Source organism: Nocardioides sp. YR527, assembly GCF_900101045.1.
In the GTDB taxonomy this organism is placed as follows: domain Bacteria; phylum Actinomycetota; class Actinomycetes; order Propionibacteriales; family Nocardioidaceae; genus Nocardioides.
This window is the reverse complement of sequence record NZ_FNFN01000009.1, coordinates 26022-42565: the sequence shown is the minus strand read 5'-3', so window position 1 is coordinate 42565 and position 16544 is coordinate 26022. Positions and strand designations below refer to the sequence as shown.

The following is a 16544-nucleotide window of genomic DNA, read 5'->3' as shown; positions in this document are numbered from 1 at the left end:
CCCACGTTGCTGGGACAGACGCGCCGACTCGAGCCCGGATTCCGGGACAGATGCGCCGGGTCGCGGTTACTGCGGCAGGCCGAGCTGCTGCGAGCAGTGCGGCCAGGAGCCGTAGCCGCCACCGTTGGCGTCACGGAGCTTGGTCGCGACCGCGATCTGCGTCTCGCGGCTGTTCTCGCTCGGGAGCCCCGAGCCACCGTAGGCCTGCCAGGTCTGCAGGTTGAACTGCAGACCACCGTAGTAGCCGTTACCGGTGTTGATCGCCCAGTTGCCGCCGGACTCGCACTGGGCGAGCTGGTCCCAGACGGTGCTGCCGCCGGCGAAGTTGGCCGCGGGGGCCTCCTCCTTGGTGCCGACCTTGACAACGCGGGTCTCGGCCTTCTCGATGACGTTCTGGTCGAGGACCTTCCGGGAGACGGCCTCGCCGTTCTTGTAGAAGATGCGATAGGTCACCGAACGGACTCCGTCGGAGCCTTCCTCGACGACCTCGGTCTCACCCTTGGCCATCGAGGAGTCCTCGATCTCCTTGACCGGAGCCTCGACCGCCTCGCGGGCGACCTTCCGGTTCTTGGCGGAGAAGTCGGTGAAGACGATCTTCTGACCGGTCTTCAGAGCCTTGTCGGAGGCCGGGGAGACCTGGTCCCGAGGCTCGAGCTCGACACCGAGGTCCTCGAGCGCGTCGCCCACGGTCAGCGCGGTCACGCTGACCTTCTTGGTCTTCTTCCCCGCCAGCGCGACCTTGACGGCCTTCGGCGTGATGACGTCGAGCGACATCCCGTCGCGGCCGATGTAGGCGCCACGGCTGGTCGAGAGCTCGGCCCGGTCGTACTCACGGCCGAGCTCGGCGAGCGCGCCGCCGACGGTGGTCGCGGTGACCCAGTGGTCCTGGGACTTGCCGTCGACCTCGAGGCTCAGCTGACGGGCGTAGCGGACGCTGATCGCGCTGCCGTCCTCGATCTCGGTGTCGAGCGATGGGGCGACCGCGTCGCGGTCGCCGATCTCGATGCCCTCGGCCTCGAGGACCTCACCGACCGTGTCGGCGTTGACGCTGACGTCCTTGGCCTTGCCGTCGACCGAGACGACGACATCGGTCTGGGCGGTCTTGACCCCGTACGCTGCGCCGCCTGCGGCGACCACTGCGGCGGCGAGTCCGCCGACCAGAACGGCCTTACGGCGTCGGGTTGAAGCGATGTTGCGGAACCACGAGTTGGTGCTGCTGGGGGGCACGATGCTCCGATGTTCGGTGTCCCCGGGCACGGGCGAACGGTGTTGCGAGATCTGGTGATCTACGCGCTGAGGCCCACCCCCAACACCGTCCGGATCTGTCCCGATCCCGGCTATCTCGCCGGACAGCGGAACAAATACGGTCGGTTAAATGCAAGTCCCCTAACCGATCAGCAGGCAATTACAAGCATGCAATCTCGGCATCAAATGATGGCCAGGGAGCGCTGTCAATACCTGTCGTAGCGAATGACAGGTGTGCGATTCAACACGTCGAAATCGCTGGTCAAGCGGGTTGATCACGGCGCATGTCGTAATCCCGCCACGAAATATCGTGCCCGCTGGCCAATAGGCGACAAATCCTTTACAGGTAACTGCGTTGCTTGGTGTTGTACTCCGAAGCCATCTCTGTCGTGATGGCCCGTCGTGCCGGTCAGTTCTCGGGGAAGGCAGATGTGCGCGATGTCACCAGACTCCGGAGGAACGATGAACAGACGCGTTACCAGCGCGCTGGCCGCACTCGCGGTCGCAGGCGTGACGCCAGTGGTCCTCTCTCACTCGTCGGCGAGCGCCGTCGAGACCGAGGGAACCCCTGCTGCGGCGGCCGTCAAGCAGAAGGTCGACGACAAGCCCGACGCGCTCAACACCAAGCGCCGCGAGCTCAAGACCAACGCCGCCACCGCGGTTGCCACGGGCGAGAAGCAGACGGTCACCAAGAACGGCAGCCAGGTCGTCAAGATGGGCTCGGGCAAGAACACCCGCTGGGTGGAGCACGAGCCCACCGAGAAGTCCCAGCTGCTGAGCTTCCTGGTCGAGTTCGGCGAGGGCGGCAACCCGGCCTTCCCCGAGAACACCTCGGGCCCGCTCCACAACGAGATCGCCCCGCCCGCCGAGGACGACAACTCCACCTACTGGGAGGAGGACTTCTCCCGCGAGCACTACATGGACATGTTCTTCAACCAGAACAAGGGCGAGGAGTCGTTCCACAACGTCTACAAGGAGATGTCGAGCGGCCGCTTCGACCTCCAGGGTGACGTCAGCGACTGGGTGACCCTTCCGCACGCCGAGTCCTACTACCAGAGCGCGACCGGCGACGAGACCGCCACCGCGATGAAGAACTACGTCCAGGACAGCGCCAACGCCTGGTACGACGCGCAGAAGGCGGCGGGCAAGACCGACGCCGAGATCACCGCGTACCTCCAGGACTACGACATCTGGGACCGCTACGACCTCGATGGCGACGGCAACTTCAACGAGGCCGACGGCTACATCGACCACTTCCAGGCGATCCACTCCGGTGCGGGCGAGGAGGCCGGCGCCGACCCGTGGACCATCTGGTCGCACCGCTGGGCCGCGAACGCGTCCGGCTCCGACGGCCCGGCGAACTTCCCGAAGGCCGGCGGCGTCAAGATCGGTAACACCGACATCTGGATCCGCGACTACACCACCGAGCCCGAGAACGGCGGTCTGGGCGTCTTCGCGCACGAGTTCGGCCACGACCTCGGTCTGCCCGACTTCTACGACACCGCGGGCGGCGAGAACGGCACCGGCTTCTGGACCCTGATGAGCTCGGGTTCCTGGCTCGGCCACGGTGACGGCACCATCGGCACCACCCCGAACCACATGGGCGCCCCGGAGAAGCTCTTCCTCGGCTGGCTCAACTACGACACCGTCGAGGCCGGTACGTCCAAGAAGCTGACCCTGGGTCCGAGCTTCCACGACACCGGGTCGAAGACCCCGCAGGCACTCGTGGTCAACCTCCCCGACGGGGAGACGACCCACGACGTCGGCTCCGGCACGTCCGGCAAGTCCTTCCTCTACTCCGGCAAGGGCGACGACCGCACGGCCACCGCGGTCAGCCCGTCGATCACGGTGCCCGACGGTGGCACGCTCTCGGCCAAGGTGAAGTACGACCTGGAGGCGGAGTACGACTTCACCTTCCTGGAGGCCTCCACCGACGGCGGCACCACCTGGTCGACCCCGCTGGCGACGAACCTGTCCTCGGCCGAGTACAACAACGGCATCCACGGCACCTCGGACAGCACCTGTGACGGCAACTGCGCCGATCACAACCCGGAGGAGTACGTCGACCTGACCGCGGACCTCTCGGCGTACGCCGGTCAGAGCGTGAAGCTCCGCTTCCGCACCGCGAACGACGGCGGCGTCGCCTACTACGGCTTCGCCATCGACGACCTCTCGGTCGGCTCGGCCTACACGACGGACTTCTCGTCCTTCGCGGACTGGACCGTCAAGGAGTACCTGGGCATCACCGACGGCACCTACACCACGACGTACCCGCGCTTCTACATCGCCGAGAACCGGCAGTACAAGGGCTACGACAAGACGCTGGCCGAGGGCCCGTACAACTTCAGCTACGGGGTCACCGCGCCGGACAAGGTCGACCACTACGCCTACCAGGACGGCCTGCTGGTCTGGTACCAGAACGGCGCCTACGGCGACAACAACACCTCCGAGCACCCCGGTGGTGGCCAGGCCCTGGTCGTCGACTCCACCGCGAAGCCGAGCCTGTGGTCCAACGGCACCCTCGCCAGGAACCGGATGCAGGGCTACGACTCGACCTTCGACGTCGACCGTGCCGACGCCCTGCACCTCGAGGCCGAGGTCGCCGGTGGCGCCGACAACGTCCTGAACGTGCCGCGGCACAAGAGCGTGCCGACGTTCTACGACAGCTCCGAGACGGCCTACTGGGACGCGTCCAACCCGGCGCACTCCACCAAGACCGCCGGCAGCGGCGTGAAGATCCAGGTGCTCTCCTCGGACGAGCGCAAGGGCATCATGAGGATCAGCGTCTCCTGACCTGATCGATCAGCCCCGCTGGTCGAGCCCGCGAGCGCTAGCGAGCGGTGTCGACCAGCGGGGCTCGCGTTTTACCAAGTGCCGCCGAAGGCGGTCTCGGTGTTGGTGTTGACGGCGTTGCAGAGCGCCTCGAGGTCGTCGCCGCGTACGTCAGCCATCACCCGCATCGTCGCCGGGATCATGTAGCTGGAGTTGATCGCGCCGCGGTGCGGGTGGGGCGTCAGGAACGGGGCGTCGGTCTCGACCAGGATGCGGTCCTGGGGAGTGATCGCGAGGGCGTCGCGCAGGTATTGCGCGTTCTTGAACGTCACGGTGCCGGCGAAGGAGAGGTACGCGCCCCGGTCGAGGCACTGGCGGGCGAACTCGGGGTCACCGGAGAAGCAGTGCATCACCCAGCGCTCCGGCGGGCCGACGCTGTCGATCACCTCGAGCACCGCGTCGTGGGCGTCGCGGTCGTGGATCATCAGGGTCTTGTCGAGGCGCTTCGCGATGTCGATGTGGCGCCGGAACGAGTAGGCCTGGGTCTCGCGGCCCTCCTCGTCGGTGCGGAAGAAGTCCATCCCGGTCTCCCCCACCACGCGCACCTTGTCGTGCGCCCCGGCGAGCTTCTCGATCTCATCGAGAGCGGCCTCGAGGTCTGGCTGGCGAGGAGCGTCGTTGGGATGGAGCGCCACCCCGGCGACCATGTTGTCGTACGTCTGGGCGGCCTCGACCGCCCAGCGTGCACCCGGCAGGTCGCAGCCGATCTGCACCACCCTGGTCACCCCCACTGCCGCCGCCTGCGCCAGCGCCTCCTCGACCGGGAGGCTCTCCTCGCCGCGGACGATGTCGAGGTGGGTGTGGTTGTCGACGACCGGGGCGGGCAGTGGCTCGGGGATCGGTGGAAAGCTCACACGAGCATCGTACGGATCACGTGCCGGCTCCTCGGAACCCGCCGAGTCGGCTAGGCGTGGATCAGGTTGTAGACGTCGCGCTTGGGGACGCCTGCTCGCTTGGCCGCTTCCGCAATGGCTTCTTTCTTCGTCAGGCCGTCCGCCTGTAGGTCGGCCACCGCCGCTCGCAGGCTGTCGGGGTCGCTGCCGATCTCGGCGGAGGGGTCGGCGCCGGTGACGACGATGGTGACCTCGCCGCGTACTCCCTCGGCGGCCCAGTCGACGAGCTCGGCGAGGCCACCGCGACGTACTTCCTCGTGGGTCTTCGTCAGCTCGCGGCAGACGGCGGCGGCGCGGCCGTCGCCGAAGGCGTCGCGCATGGCGGCGAGGGCGGCCTCGGTGCGGTGGGGGGCCTCGAAGAAGACCATGGTGCGCTCCTCGTTGGCCAGGCTCGCCAGCCGCCGTGAGCGTTCGCCGGCCTTGCGGGGCAGGAAGCCCTCGAAGCAGAACCGGTCGACGGGGAGGCCGCTGACGGCCAGGGCAGTCAGGACGGCGGAGGGGCCGGGCACCGCGGTGACGCGTACGTCCTTCTCGACCGCAGCGGCGACGAGGCGGTAGCCGGGGTCGGAGACCGACGGCATGCCGGCATCGGTGACCAGCAGCACCCGGTTGCCGTCGAGGAGATCGGCGAGCAGCGTCGGCGTACGTGAACTCTCGTTGCCCTCGAAGTAGGAGACGATGCGGCCTTTGATCTCGACGCCGAGATCGGTCGTCAGCCGACGCAGGCGACGGGTGTCCTCAGCTGCGATGACATCCGCGACGGCCAGCTCCGAAGCCAAACGGGGTGGGGCATCCTCCACACGCCCGATCGGGGTTGCCGCCAAGATGAGCACGCCGTCCTCTGGATCTACCACCCCGATATTGTCGCAGGCCTATAAGGTGCCTTCGTGACAACGACGGTGACCAGGGCCGATGAGCCCATGGAGGGGTTGGGAAGCACCCCCTCGGGTCACCTGCTCCCGAACGCCTGGGAACGCGCCCGGCGCCGCATCAGTGGTTCGCCTCGCGCCGGCTGGCTGGCGACGATCGGGATCACCGCGCTCGCGTTCCTGCTGCGGCTGTGGCACCTGGGCACGCCGAAGGTCTTCGCCTTCGACGAGACCTACTACGCCAAGGACGCCTGGGCGCTGCTCGAGTTCGGCTACGCGCGCAACTTCATCGAGGGCGCCGACGAGAACATCCTGGCGGGCAACCTCGACGGGCAGTTCGCCGACGGGCCGTCGATGATCGTCCATCCGGATGTGGGCAAGTGGATCATCGCCCTCGGCATCAAGCTCTTCGGGATGGACCCGTTCGGCTGGCGGATCGCCTCGGTCGTGGTCGGCTCGCTGCTGGTGATGCTGACGATCCGGTTCGTACGCCGCGTCTCCGGGTCCATGCTGCTCGGTCTCGTCGGCGGCATCCTGATCACCTTCGACGGGCTCGCGTTCGTGCTCTCGCGCCTGGCCCTGCTCGATCTCTTCGTCGCCTTCTTCCTGCTGCTCGCGGTGCACCTGATGGTGATGGACCGCGACTGGTGCCGACGGCGGTTCTCCGCGCTCGCGCCCACCCAGCTCGCCGAGCCCGGCGCCTGGGGGCCCGTCCGCCAGATGCTGTTCCGTCCGTGGCTGCTCTGCTCGGGCATCGCGTGGGGTCTGGCGATCGGGTGCAAGTGGGAGGCGCTCTACCCGCTGGCCGCCTTCGGTCTCCTCTACGTGGCCTGGTCCGCCGGGATGCGGCGCTCCTTCGGCGTACGTCTCGCCTGGCTCCGTGCCTGCGTGACCGACGGCCCGACGGCGTTCGTGCATCTGGTGGGGGTCGCGCTCGCGGTCTACGTGATGACGTGGATCCCGTGGATGACCCACGCGGACGTCTACGAGGAGTCGCTCTCGGCGACGCAGTACACGCGCTACACCGGCGAGGGCCACTGCGAGAACAAGTCGTACGTCCCCGAGAACCTCAACGACAAGCGTTGGCCGACCGCCACGGAGCCGGACGCATCCGGCCTCGGCGAGGTCACTCAGTCGCTGCGCTCGCTCTGGTACTACCACCGCGACGTCTTCACCTTCCACACCCACTTCCTGGAGTGCGCGGAGCACACCTACGCGTCCCATCCGATCGGCTGGCTGGTCCTGAACCGGCCGGTCGGGGTCGCGGCCGATACCGGGATCCTGTCCGGCGCGAAGTCGCGCGGCGAGATGTGCTCGGCGACGCCGACGGCGGATCCCGACGGGGACGGGCCGGAGGAGGCCGGGACATGCCTGCGGCAGGTGCTGCTGCTGGGCACCCCGGTGCTGTGGTGGGGAGCGTTCGTCGCGCTGATCGTCTCCGCGTTCATGTGGGTCGCCGCGCGGGACTGGAGGTTCGGCGTCGCCGTCGTCGGCGTGCTGTCGACGTGGCTGCCATGGCTGCAGTACGCCGGGCGGCCGATCTTCTCCTTCTACATGATCATCGCGCTGCCGTTCCTGGTGCTCGGCCTGTGTCTGTGTCTGGGCAAGCTGCTCGACCGGCCACCGCCGCCGGCCGGCAGCGGCGTCGCAGGTCGCCGTCGGGTCGGAGGCGCGGTCTTCGGGGGCATCTTCATGGTGCTGGTGATCTGCAACTTCGCCTGGTTCTGGCCGATCTACACCGATGAGCTGCTCACCCGGCAGGAATGGCTGACGAGGATCTGGTTCAAGCGATGGATCTAGACGTACGCGGCCTGGTGCCGCGACCCGGCGGCTTCGACGACCTGGTCGTCAGCGTCGCGGACGGCGTGATCGGCGGGATCCGGCCGGCGACCGACGGCGATGCGGAGTCGGCGGGGATCCTGCTGCCGGGCCTGGTGGACATCCACAACCACGGCGGTGGCGGCGCGTCGTTCCACTCCACGTCCTCGGAGGAGATCGCGGTTGCTGCCGGGGTGCATCACGCCGCTGGTACGACGACGCTGCTCGCCTCGACCGTGACCGACTCGCCGTCCCGGCTGCTGTCGGTGGTCTCCGCCTTGGCAACCGCTGCGGAGGACGGGCTGATCGCCGGGATCCACATGGAGGGGCCGTTCCTGGAGCACTCCTGCCGAGGAGCACACGATCCCGACCTGCTGCTGGCTCCGGACGCCGGGCTCGCCCGTGAGCTCGTCGCCGCCGCCCGGGGACAGCTGAAGGTGATGACGCTGGCCGCCGAGCTCCCCGGAGCCGACGAGGTCGCCTCCGTGCTCACGTCGGCCGGGGTCGTGGTCGCGCTCGGGCACACCGCCGCATCGGCTTCACAGGCTCGCGCATTCCTGTCCGGGCCCGGGAGCCTGGTCACGCACCTGTTCAACGGGATGCCGCCCGCGCACCACCGCTCTCCTGGGCCGGTGCTCGGATCCCTGGGGGCTGCCGGGGTCGGAGACGCCTGCGTGGAGCTGATCGCTGACGGCGTACACCTCGACGACGAGACGGTCCGGGCGGTGATGTCGATGGTGCCCGGGTCGGTCGTGCTCGTCACGGATGCGATGGCGGCGGCCGGGATGGCCGACGGCGACTACCAGCTCGGCCCGCTGGCCGTGGAAGTGCGCTCCGGCGTCGCGCGGATCGCCGACGGGACCGGCAACGGGTCGATCGCCGGTGGCACCTCGCGACTCATGGATCAGGTGCGCCGCCATGCGGCCGCCGGGATCGACCTGGCCATGCTGATGAAGGCTGCCAGTCTCCGGCCCGCCGCCGTGGTGGGCCTCGACGCGGGCCGCCTCGAGCCCGGCGCCCGCGCCGACCTCGTGCTCACCGACGAGGCGCTGCAGCCGACCCGGGTGATGCGCGGCGGGGCCTGGCTCACCGCGTAGGCAAGGCTCGTATTCTGGGCACCATGTCCTCCACGATGTCGTCCTCCCCCCTCATCGCCGGGCTCGTGCCCAGATGGGCGGTCGCGGCCTTCGCCGCCGACGTCTTCTTCGTGCTCCTCTTCGCCTTCGCCGGACGCCAGTCGCACGACTCCGGCCCGGTGCTCGTCGTGCTCCGCATCGCCTGGCCCTTCCTGGTCGGGCTGGTCGTCGCCTGGGCCGTGCTGGCCTGGCGCCGCTGGCCCGCGGCCCGTGCCTGGCCGGCCGGTGTGGTCGTGTGGCTGGGGACGTACGTCATCGGGATGGTGCTGCGCGGCCTCACCGGCGGCGGCCTGGCACCGGCCTTCCTGATCGTCTCGATCCTCTTCCTCGGCCTCACCCTGGTCGGCTGGCGCGGCTACGTCAGCGCCAAGCTCCACTACCGCTCCCGTCGCCTCGCCGACTGACCCCAGCCGAAGCGTCAGTCAGGTCGGCCGAAGCGTCACGCAGGTCGGGCGAAGCGTCACGCCGGTCGGGCGAGCTGGCACAGCGTTGCCAACTCGGCCGACGTACCTGCCGACTCGGCCGACGTACCTGCCGACTCGGCCGACGTACCTGCCGACTCGGTTAGAGGGTGGCGGCTGCGGCTACGGGGTCGAAGCCGAAGGGGAGCTCGAGGCGGTGGGCGCGCATGAGGTCGGCGTTGGACAGGACATCCACCGTGCGGCCTTCGGCGGCGACGATGCCGCCGTCGAGGATGACCGAGCGCTCGCAGAGCTCGAGGGCGTAGGGCAGGTCGTGGGTGACCATCAGGACGGTGACGTCGAGGTCGCGGAGGATGTCGGCGAGCTCGCGGCGGGAAGCCGGGTCGAGGTTGGAGGACGGCTCGTCGAGGACCAGGATCTCGGGGTCCATCGCGAGCACGGTGGCGACCGCCACCCGGCGGCGCTGGCCGAAGGAGAGGTGGTGGGGCGGCCGGTCGGCATAGTCCTCCATGCCGACCTTCGCGAGCGCCTCGGTCACCTTCGCGTCGAGCTCCGAGCCGCGCAGGCCGAGGTTGGCGGGGCCGAAGGCGACGTCCTCGCGGACGGTGCCCATGAAGAGCTGGTCGTCGGGGTCCTGGAAGACGATGCCGACGCGGCGGCGGATCTCCTTGATGTTGGCCTTGGTCACCGGCAGCCCGCTCACCGCGACGGATCCGGCGCCGGCGAGGTGGATGCCGTTGAGGTGGAGGACCAGCGTCGTCTTGCCGGCCCCGTTGGGGCCGAGCAGCGCGACCCGCTCACCGCGGTGGACGTGCAGGTCGACGCCGAAGAGCGCCTGATGGCCGTCGGGATAGGCGAAGGCCAAGCCGCGTACGTCGAGGACTGGAGTGGTCACCGGGGCATTCTCCCTGTGTAGCCACGCGAGACCATGGCCAGGTGCACCCGCTCGCCGCGCTCGAAGGAACGGATGAACAGCGCGCCCACCGAGCGGGCCAGCACCGGCCAGTGGAGCGGGTTGCGGGCCTCGAAGCCGCGGGACGCGCGGGCGACCGCCATCCGGCGCATCTCGTCGGTCACCACCTCGAGGTAGCGGACCATGAACGCCATGATCTGTACCAGCTGCTGAGGCAGCCGCAGCCGCTCCAGGCCGTGGACCAGCTCCTGGGGCGTCGTCGTCGCGGCCAGCAGCAGCCCGGCGATCACGCCGAGCGTTCCCTTGACGAGCAGCCCCCACGCCGAGAGCAGACCGGACTCGCTCAGGCTCAGCCCGAGCACCTCGACCCGCGGCCCGTGCGCGATGAACGGCATCAGCACCGCGAAGACCACGAACGGCGTCTCGACCACCATCCGCTTGAGCACCCACCCCGGACGCACCCGAGCCACCGCGCCGACCGTGACCAGGACGGCGAGGAAGAAGGCATACGCCGCGAACCACTCCCGCGGGGTCGCCACCACGATGAGCATGAAACCGATCAGGGCGAGCACCTTCAGATGGGCGGGCACCGGATCAGGCCTCGTCGGACTTGGCGGAGCGACGGCGTACGACCAGGGCGAGACCACCGGCGAGGACGAGCACCACCACGGTGCCGATCACGCCGGCGAAGCCGCCGGAGAGTCGCTCGTTGTCGACGCCCTTGGTGCCGTAGTCAGCCAGCGGGCCGTCGGCCGCGCCGTGCTCCGAGGCGCTGTCGAGGAAGCCGGTCTTGCCGGCGACGTACTCGAGGCCGTCGGGGTTGGCGGAGGCGTAGTAGGAGACCACGCCCGCCAGGAGCAGGGCGACGACGGCGATGCCGAGGGCGACCCACTTGAACGGCACGGCCTTCTTCGACGCGGCGCTCATGCGACCGACTCCTTCGGCTTGATGACCAGGTCGCGCTCGGCGATCACGCCGCGCGCGGCGTAGACCAGGTCGGGGCGTACGGACAGGATCGCGCCGACCGCGAGGAAGGTGATCGCACCCTCGCCCAGCCCGATCACCGTGTGCCAGCCGAGCATCGCGGTGGCCAGCGTGGTCAGCGAGATGTCGGCGGTGCCACCGACCGCATAGAGCGCCGTGAAGACGGCCGCAGCCGCGGGGACGGAGAGGAAGGCGCCGATCGCCGCCGCGGGGGCGACCAGGCCGACCCGCTTCGGCAGCAGCTTGATCAGTACCCGGCTCACGAACCAGCCGACGACCACGGTGGTGACGGCCATGAGCAGGATGTTGGTGCCGAGCGCGGTGATGCCGCCGTCGGCGAAGAGCAGGGACTGCACGATGAGTACGACCGAGACGCACAGCACCCCGGTCCACGGCCCGACCAGCACGGCGGCCAGGGCGCCGCCCATCAGGTGGCCGCTGGTGCCTGCGCCGACGGGGAAGTTGAGCATCTGGGTCGCGAAGACGAACGCGGCCACGAGGCCGGCCAGCGGGGCGGTCTTGTCGTCGAGCTCGCGGCGAGCGCCGCGCAGCGCGACGCCGACCGCGACGACTGCGACAGCGCCGGTGGCGATCGACGTCGGAGCGTCGAGGAAGCCGTCGGGGACGTGCATGGTCACCTCTTGAATCTGCGAATGGGGGCTAACGCGAATTTATCGCAATAGCGTCGTTGGCGCACTGTCCGGTCGGATAGGAAGATCAAGACTTGACAGGTGTCAATCGACGTCAAATGAATACTTCTCAAGTCATGACTGCGCGCGTACCGTCGAGGGCATGAGCAGCGCCGCCAACGACATCGTCATCTGCGAGCCCCTCCGCACCCCGGTCGGCCGGTTCCTCGGCGCCCTGGCGCCGCTGACCGCGACCGACCTCGCCACGACGGTCCTGCGCGAGCTGGTCGAGCGCACCGGCCTGCAGGAGGGCGACGTCGACGACATCATCCTCGGCAACGGCTACGCGAGCGGCGAGAACCCGGCGATCGGCCGCATCGCGGCACTCGACGCCGGGCTCGGCAACGGCGTCCCCGGCCTGCAGATCGACCGTCGCTGCGGTTCGGGACTGCAGGCGATCCTGTACGCCGCGGGCTCGGTCGCCACAGGCGCCGCGAACCTCGTCGTGGCCGGCGGCGCGGAGTCGATGTCCAACGTCGAGCACTATGCGCTCGGGCTGCGCGGCGGGGTGAAGCAGGGCGGCATCGAGCTGCTCGACCGCCTCGACCGGGCTCGCGAGACCGCGGGCGGCAAGGACCACCCGATCCCGGGCGGAATGATCGAGACCGCCGAGAACCTGCGCCGCGAGTACGGCATCGGGCGCGAGGAGCAGGACGAGCTCGCGCTGCGCTCCAACCAGCGCGCCGTCGCGGCCCATGAGGCGGGCAAGTTCGCCGACGAGCTGGTCCCGGTGACCGTCCCCGGCGGCCGCCGCAAGCCCGATGTCGTCGTCGACCGCGACGAGCACCCGCGCGCCGACATCTCGCTGGAGAAGCTCGCCTCACTGCGCCCGATCCGACTGAAGGTCGACGAGGAGTCGACGGTGACCGCCGGCAACGCATCGGGCCAGAACGACGGCGCCGCGATGTGCGTCGTGACCACGCGCGCCGAGGCGGAGCGCCGCGGTCTCACGCCGCTCCTCGCGCTGAAGTCATGGGCGGTCTCCGGCTGCGAGCCCGAGCGGATGGGCATCGGGCCCGTCCTCTCCAGCAAGGCGGCCCTGTCCCGGGCCGGGCTCACCCTCGACGAGATCGACCTGATCGAGCTCAACGAGGCCTTCGCCGCCCAGGTCCTCGCCGTGCTGCGCGAGTGGAAGGTCGACGCCACCGACGAGCGGCTCAACCCCAACGGCTCGGGCATCTCGCTCGGCCACCCGATCGGCGCCACCGGCGCCCGCATCCTCGCCACCGCCGCCCGGGAGGCGCAGCGGCGCGAGGCCCGGTACGTCCTGGAGACGATGTGCATCGGCGGCGGGCAGGGGCTGGCGGCCGTGTTCGAGTCTGTGCGCTGACGCAGACGGCAGAGCGACGTACGAAATCCTTCGAGAGAGCAGAGAAGACATGGGTCTGGACAAGGTGGTCGGGTCGGCCGCGGAGGCGGTCGCCGACATTCACAGCGGGGCCAGCCTGGCCGTGGGCGGCTTCGGGCTGGTGGGAATCCCGTGGTTCCTGATCGAGGCGCTGCGGGAGCAGGGCGCGGACGACCTGATGGTCGTCTCCAACAACTGCGGCGTCGACGGTGCCGGCCTCGGGCTGCTGCTCGACGACCACCGCATCTCCCGGGTGATCGCGAGCTACATCGGCGAGAACAAGGAGTTCGGGCGTCAGTACCTGGCCGGCGAGATCACCCTCGAGCTCACCCCGCAGGGCACGCTCGCGGAGCGGATGCGCGCGGGCGGCAGCGGGATCGGCGCCTTCTACACCCCGACGGGCGTCGGCACGATGGTCTCCGACGGCGGACTGCCCTACCGCTACAACCCCGACGGAACCATCGCCGAGGCCTCCGAGCCGAAGGAGGTCCGCGAGTTCCACGGCAAGCAGATGGTGCTCGAGGAGGGCATCATCACCGACTTCGCGCTGGTCCGCGCGACCCGCGTCGACCGGGCGGGCAACGCGCAGTTCAACGCCTCCACGCGCAACTTCAACGTGCCGGCCGCGATGGCCGGCCGGGTGACGGTCGTCGAGGCCGAGGAGGTCGTCGAGGTCGGCGAGATCGCCCCGGCCGACGTCCACCTCCCGGGGATCTTCGTGAAGCGGATCGTCGCGCTGACGCCCGAGCAGGCAGCACGCAAGGACATCGAGAAGCGTACGACGCGCGGCGAGCGCCCGACCGACACGAAGGAGGCCTGAGCCATGGCTTGGGACCGCAACGAGATGGCCGCGCGCGCCGCGCAGGAGCTGCAGGACGGCGACTACGTCAACCTCGGGATCGGCCTGCCGACGCTGATCCCCGACTACATCCCGGAGACCTCGACGGTCGTGCTGCACGCCGAGAACGGCATCCTCGGCGTCGGTCCGTTCCCCTACGAGGACGAGGTCGACCCCGACCTGATCAACGCCGGCAAGCAGACCGTGACCGTGCTCGCGGGGGCCTCCTACTTCGACTCCGCGACCTCGTTCGCGATGATCCGCGGCGGCCACATCGACGTCGCCGTCCTGGGCGCGATGCAGGTCTCGACCAACGGCGACATCGCCAACTGGATGGTGCCCGGCCAGATGGTCAAGGGCATGGGCGGCGCGATGGACCTCGTCTCCGGCGCCGGGCGGGTGATCGTGCTGATGGAGCACGTCACCAAGAAGGGCGCCCCCAAGCTGCTCTCGGCCTGCGACCTTCCGCTGACCGGTCGCGGGATCGTGAAGCGGGTCATCACGGACCTCGGGGTTCTCGATGTCGCCGGCGAGGCGTTCGAGCTCGTCGAGCTCGCTCCCGGGGTGACGTACGACGAGGTCGTGGCGGCCACGGGCGCCCCGGTCGTCGACAGGACCGGCGCCCTGACTGCTTAGTCTCACTATTCAATACCGGAACGCCGTTTCGTAACTCGCGTTTGCACTCCGTCGTTCGAGGTGTGATACCCACCACATCTCTGGAGTGAGTCGTGAAACTCGGCAGACTGGCGTTCCTCTTCCCGTTCCTGGCTCTCGTCACGACCTTCCTCCCACCGGCGCTCGCCCCGAGCGCCGCCACGGCCGCGCCTGCGGTGGCCGCTCACGGGCCGCAGGCGCGGGTCGGGACGTGGAAGCCGCGGCCGGCGACGTACGGCGTGGTGGTCGAGAAGGACGTCCAGCTCACCATGTCCGACGGGGTGGTGCTGCGCGCCGACGTCCACCGCCCGGCGAAGGCCGACGGCACCGCGGCGCCGGGCCGGTTCCCGGTGATCCTGACGCAGAACCCCTACAACAAGAACGTCGCCGGGGGCGGCGGTGACTACTTCGTCGAGCGGGGCTACGTCTGGGTCCAGACCGACGTACGCGGCACCGGCTCCTCCGCCGGCCAGTGGGACGCGTTCGGCGACCGCGAGCAGAAGGACGGCCTCGAGGTGGCCAACTGGGCGACCTCGTCCAAGCGGACGTGGAGCAACGGCGAGCTCGGCCTGTGGGGTCCGTCCTACATGGCGATCAACCAGTTCTTCACCGCAGCACAGCACCCGCGCGGGCTGAAGGCGATGTTCCCGATCGTGCCCGCCGGCGACGTCTACCGTGACGTCGTCGCCTCCGGCGGCCAGGTCGACGCCGGGTTCATCCCGCTGTGGTTCGGGCTGGTCACGGGCGCCGGACTGGTGCCGCCGGCCGTCAACTCGACCCGGCCCGAGGCCACCCTCACCACGCTGCTGCAGCATGTCGGCGGCGCCCTCGGGTTCCAGGTGCCGATGCTCGCCAGCGCGCTGCTCGGCACCGACGCCGGCTACGACGGCCCCTTCTACCGGAAGCGGTCGCCGTTGAGCGTGGTCGACGAGATCGACGTACCGACGTTCGTGACGGCCGGGCAGTACGACATCTTCCAGCGCGGTACGCCGATGCTCTTCGACCGGATGCAGAAGAACGGCGTGGACACCAAGCTGCTCATCGGGCCATGGACCCACGCCGAGGCGTCCATGGGCGCCGGGCTGGAGGGCAGCGGGATCAACAGCCTGGCCGAGATGGCGCTGCGGTGGTTCGACACGCACCTCAAGGGCATGCCCGACGCCACCCTCGACCGCGACGTCGCTCCGGTGACCTACCACGAGATCGGATCCGGGAAGTGGCGCACGATGCGGTCGTGGCTCGGGAGCGAGGTCCAGGCCAAGACGTACGCCCTCGGGTCGGCCCTGAAGCCCGTCGGCGGCGACACCATCGTGCCGCTGCCGGTGCAGGGGCTGTGCTCGCGCAGCACCGCGCAGTGGACCGCCGGCGCCCTCGCGATCCCCGGCTGCGAGACCGACAACCGGATCAACGACGCGCTCGGGGTCTCCTACGAGACCGCGCCGGCGACGTCGGACCTGGCCTTCTCCGGCCCGCTCAACGCCGACCTGTCCGTCTCCACGACCGGCACCGACGGCCTGATCTCGGTCTCGGTCGAGGACGTCGCCCCCGACGGGTCCGTCGACCGCATCACCGGCGGCTGGCAGACCCTGCGCCACCGTGCCGTCACCGCGTCGAAGTCACGGACCCTGAACGGCCAGGTCGTCCAGCCGTGGCATCCCTTCACCCGCGAGACCGAGCAGGCGGTCAGGCCCGGGACGATCTATCGCGTGCCCGTCGAGGTCTTCCCGACCGGCGCGGTGATCAAGAAGGGCCACCGTCTCCGCGTCACCGTCAACTCCTACGACGTCCCCCACCTGCTCCCCAACGTGAAGCAGCTGGTCCGCGGCATCGCCGGCGTGGTCACGGTCCACCACACGAAGACGAACCCCTCGACGCTGGTCCTCCCTGTCCGGAGGTAACGCCG

General features: G+C 69.4%; 15 protein-coding genes. 8 read left to right on the top strand and 7 right to left on the bottom strand.

Annotated features, from left to right (window positions below; translation table 11 throughout):
• Positions 1 to 66: 66 nt before the first annotated feature.
• Entirely contained in the window at positions 67 to 1227 is a 1161-nt protein-coding gene (locus BLT25_RS24125; RefSeq protein WP_091051924.1) for a resuscitation-promoting factor, read from the bottom strand.
• 480 nt (positions 1228 to 1707) lie between these two features.
• Here BLT25_RS24125 and BLT25_RS24120 point away from each other — a divergent pair, with 480 nt between their 5' ends.
• Positions 1708 to 4038, top strand: coding sequence for an immune inhibitor A domain-containing protein (locus BLT25_RS24120; RefSeq protein ID WP_091051541.1), 2331 nt, complete (start codon positions 1708 to 1710; stop codon positions 4036 to 4038).
• Positions 4039 to 4109: 71 nt separating this feature from the next.
• On the opposite strand, the gene BLT25_RS24115 is transcribed toward BLT25_RS24120, so the two are convergent.
• Together BLT25_RS24115 and rsmI are read right to left on the bottom strand one after the other, a co-directional pair.
• Positions 4110 to 4931 carry a TatD family hydrolase gene (locus BLT25_RS24115; RefSeq protein ID WP_256328761.1) on the bottom strand — a complete coding sequence of 274 codons (822 nt, stop codon included), beginning with the start codon at positions 4929 to 4931 and terminating at the stop codon, positions 4110 to 4112.
• Positions 4932 to 4981: 50 nt separating this feature from the next.
• Entirely contained in the window at positions 4982 to 5824 is an 843-nt protein-coding gene (gene rsmI / locus BLT25_RS24110) for a 16S rRNA (cytidine(1402)-2'-O)-methyltransferase (protein WP_091051539.1), read from the bottom strand.
• Positions 5825 to 5857: 33 nt separating this feature from the next.
• Here rsmI and BLT25_RS24105 point away from each other — a divergent pair, with 33 nt between their 5' ends.
• From BLT25_RS24105 to BLT25_RS24095, 3 genes are read left to right on the top strand one after another with little or no spacing between them, the layout of a single operon-like run.
• On the top strand, positions 5858 to 7639 hold the full coding sequence (locus tag BLT25_RS24105; RefSeq protein WP_091051537.1) for a dolichyl-phosphate-mannose--protein mannosyltransferase: 1782 nt from the start codon (positions 5858 to 5860) through the stop codon (positions 7637 to 7639).
• A complete protein-coding gene (locus tag BLT25_RS24100; protein ID WP_091051534.1) occupies positions 7630 to 8754 on the top strand; it encodes an N-acetylglucosamine-6-phosphate deacetylase in 1125 nt (374 codons plus the stop codon). Before BLT25_RS24105 ends, BLT25_RS24100 begins: the two co-directional genes overlap by 10 nt.
• 23 nt (positions 8755 to 8777) lie before the next feature.
• Positions 8778 to 9197 carry a DUF3054 domain-containing protein gene (locus BLT25_RS24095; protein ID WP_256328760.1) on the top strand — a complete coding sequence of 140 codons (420 nt, stop codon included), beginning with the start codon at positions 8778 to 8780 and terminating at the stop codon, positions 9195 to 9197.
• Positions 9198 to 9357: 160 nt separating this feature from the next.
• Here BLT25_RS24095 and BLT25_RS24090 read toward each other — a convergent pair whose 3' ends face one another.
• Genes BLT25_RS24090 through BLT25_RS24075 form a run of 4 tightly spaced genes read right to left on the bottom strand, consistent with a single transcriptional unit; the run spans position 9358 to position 11744 of the window.
• Complete coding sequence (locus BLT25_RS24090) at positions 9358 to 10110, bottom strand: energy-coupling factor ABC transporter ATP-binding protein (RefSeq protein ID WP_091051530.1); 753 nt, start codon at positions 10108 to 10110, stop codon at positions 9358 to 9360.
• Entirely contained in the window at positions 10107 to 10718 is a 612-nt protein-coding gene (gene cbiQ / locus BLT25_RS24085) for a cobalt ECF transporter T component CbiQ (protein WP_091051527.1), read from the bottom strand. The genes BLT25_RS24090 and cbiQ overlap by 4 nt, the downstream gene beginning before the upstream one ends.
• Positions 10719 to 10722: 4 nt before the next feature.
• On the bottom strand, positions 10723 to 11055 hold the full coding sequence (locus BLT25_RS24080; protein WP_091051526.1) for a PDGLE domain-containing protein: 333 nt from the start codon (positions 11053 to 11055) through the stop codon (positions 10723 to 10725).
• Positions 11052 to 11744, bottom strand: coding sequence for an energy-coupling factor ABC transporter permease (locus BLT25_RS24075; protein ID WP_091051524.1), 693 nt, complete (start codon positions 11742 to 11744; stop codon positions 11052 to 11054). Before BLT25_RS24075 ends, BLT25_RS24080 begins: the two co-directional genes overlap by 4 nt.
• A gap of 160 nt (positions 11745 to 11904) precedes the next feature.
• Here BLT25_RS24075 and BLT25_RS24070 point away from each other — a divergent pair, with 160 nt between their 5' ends.
• The 4 genes from BLT25_RS24070 to BLT25_RS24055 all read left to right on the top strand — a co-directional run bounded on the left by BLT25_RS24070 (position 11905) and on the right by BLT25_RS24055 (position 16539).
• Positions 11905 to 13131 carry an acetyl-CoA C-acetyltransferase gene (locus BLT25_RS24070; protein ID WP_091051521.1) on the top strand — a complete coding sequence of 409 codons (1227 nt, stop codon included), beginning with the start codon at positions 11905 to 11907 and terminating at the stop codon, positions 13129 to 13131.
• 49 nt (positions 13132 to 13180) lie between these two features.
• On the top strand, positions 13181 to 13969 hold the full coding sequence (locus tag BLT25_RS24065) for a CoA transferase subunit A (protein WP_091051518.1): 789 nt from the start codon (positions 13181 to 13183) through the stop codon (positions 13967 to 13969).
• Between the two features lie 3 nt (positions 13970 to 13972).
• Entirely contained in the window at positions 13973 to 14623 is a 651-nt protein-coding gene (locus tag BLT25_RS24060; protein WP_091051517.1) for a CoA transferase subunit B, read from the top strand.
• Positions 14624 to 14715: 92 nt separating this feature from the next.
• Complete coding sequence (locus tag BLT25_RS24055; protein WP_091051515.1) at positions 14716 to 16539, top strand: CocE/NonD family hydrolase; 1824 nt, start codon at positions 14716 to 14718, stop codon at positions 16537 to 16539.
• The last annotated feature ends 5 nt before the right edge of the window (positions 16540 to 16544 follow it).

Bases quoted from the DNA above. Each gene is read 5' to 3' on its own strand.
- BLT25_RS24075 (WP_091051524.1), bottom strand. From the start codon at position 11,744: ATGCACGTCCCCGACGGCTTCCTCGACGCTCCGACGTCGATCGCCACC.
- BLT25_RS24120 (WP_091051541.1), top strand. From the start codon at position 1,708: ATGAACAGACGCGTTACCAGCGCGCTGGCCGCACTCGCGGTCGCAGGC.
- BLT25_RS24060 (WP_091051517.1), top strand. From the start codon at position 13,973: ATGGCTTGGGACCGCAACGAGATGGCCGCGCGCGCCGCGCAGGAGCTG.
- BLT25_RS24080 (WP_091051526.1), bottom strand. From the start codon at position 11,055: ATGAGCGCCGCGTCGAAGAAGGCCGTGCCGTTCAAGTGGGTCGCCCTC.
- BLT25_RS24070 (WP_091051521.1), top strand. From the start codon at position 11,905: ATGAGCAGCGCCGCCAACGACATCGTCATCTGCGAGCCCCTCCGCACC.
- BLT25_RS24095 (WP_256328760.1), top strand. From the start codon at position 8,778: ATGTCCTCCACGATGTCGTCCTCCCCCCTCATCGCCGGGCTCGTGCCC.
- BLT25_RS24065 (WP_091051518.1), top strand. From the start codon at position 13,181: ATGGGTCTGGACAAGGTGGTCGGGTCGGCCGCGGAGGCGGTCGCCGAC.
- BLT25_RS24100 (WP_091051534.1), top strand. From the start codon at position 7,630: ATGGATCTAGACGTACGCGGCCTGGTGCCGCGACCCGGCGGCTTCGAC.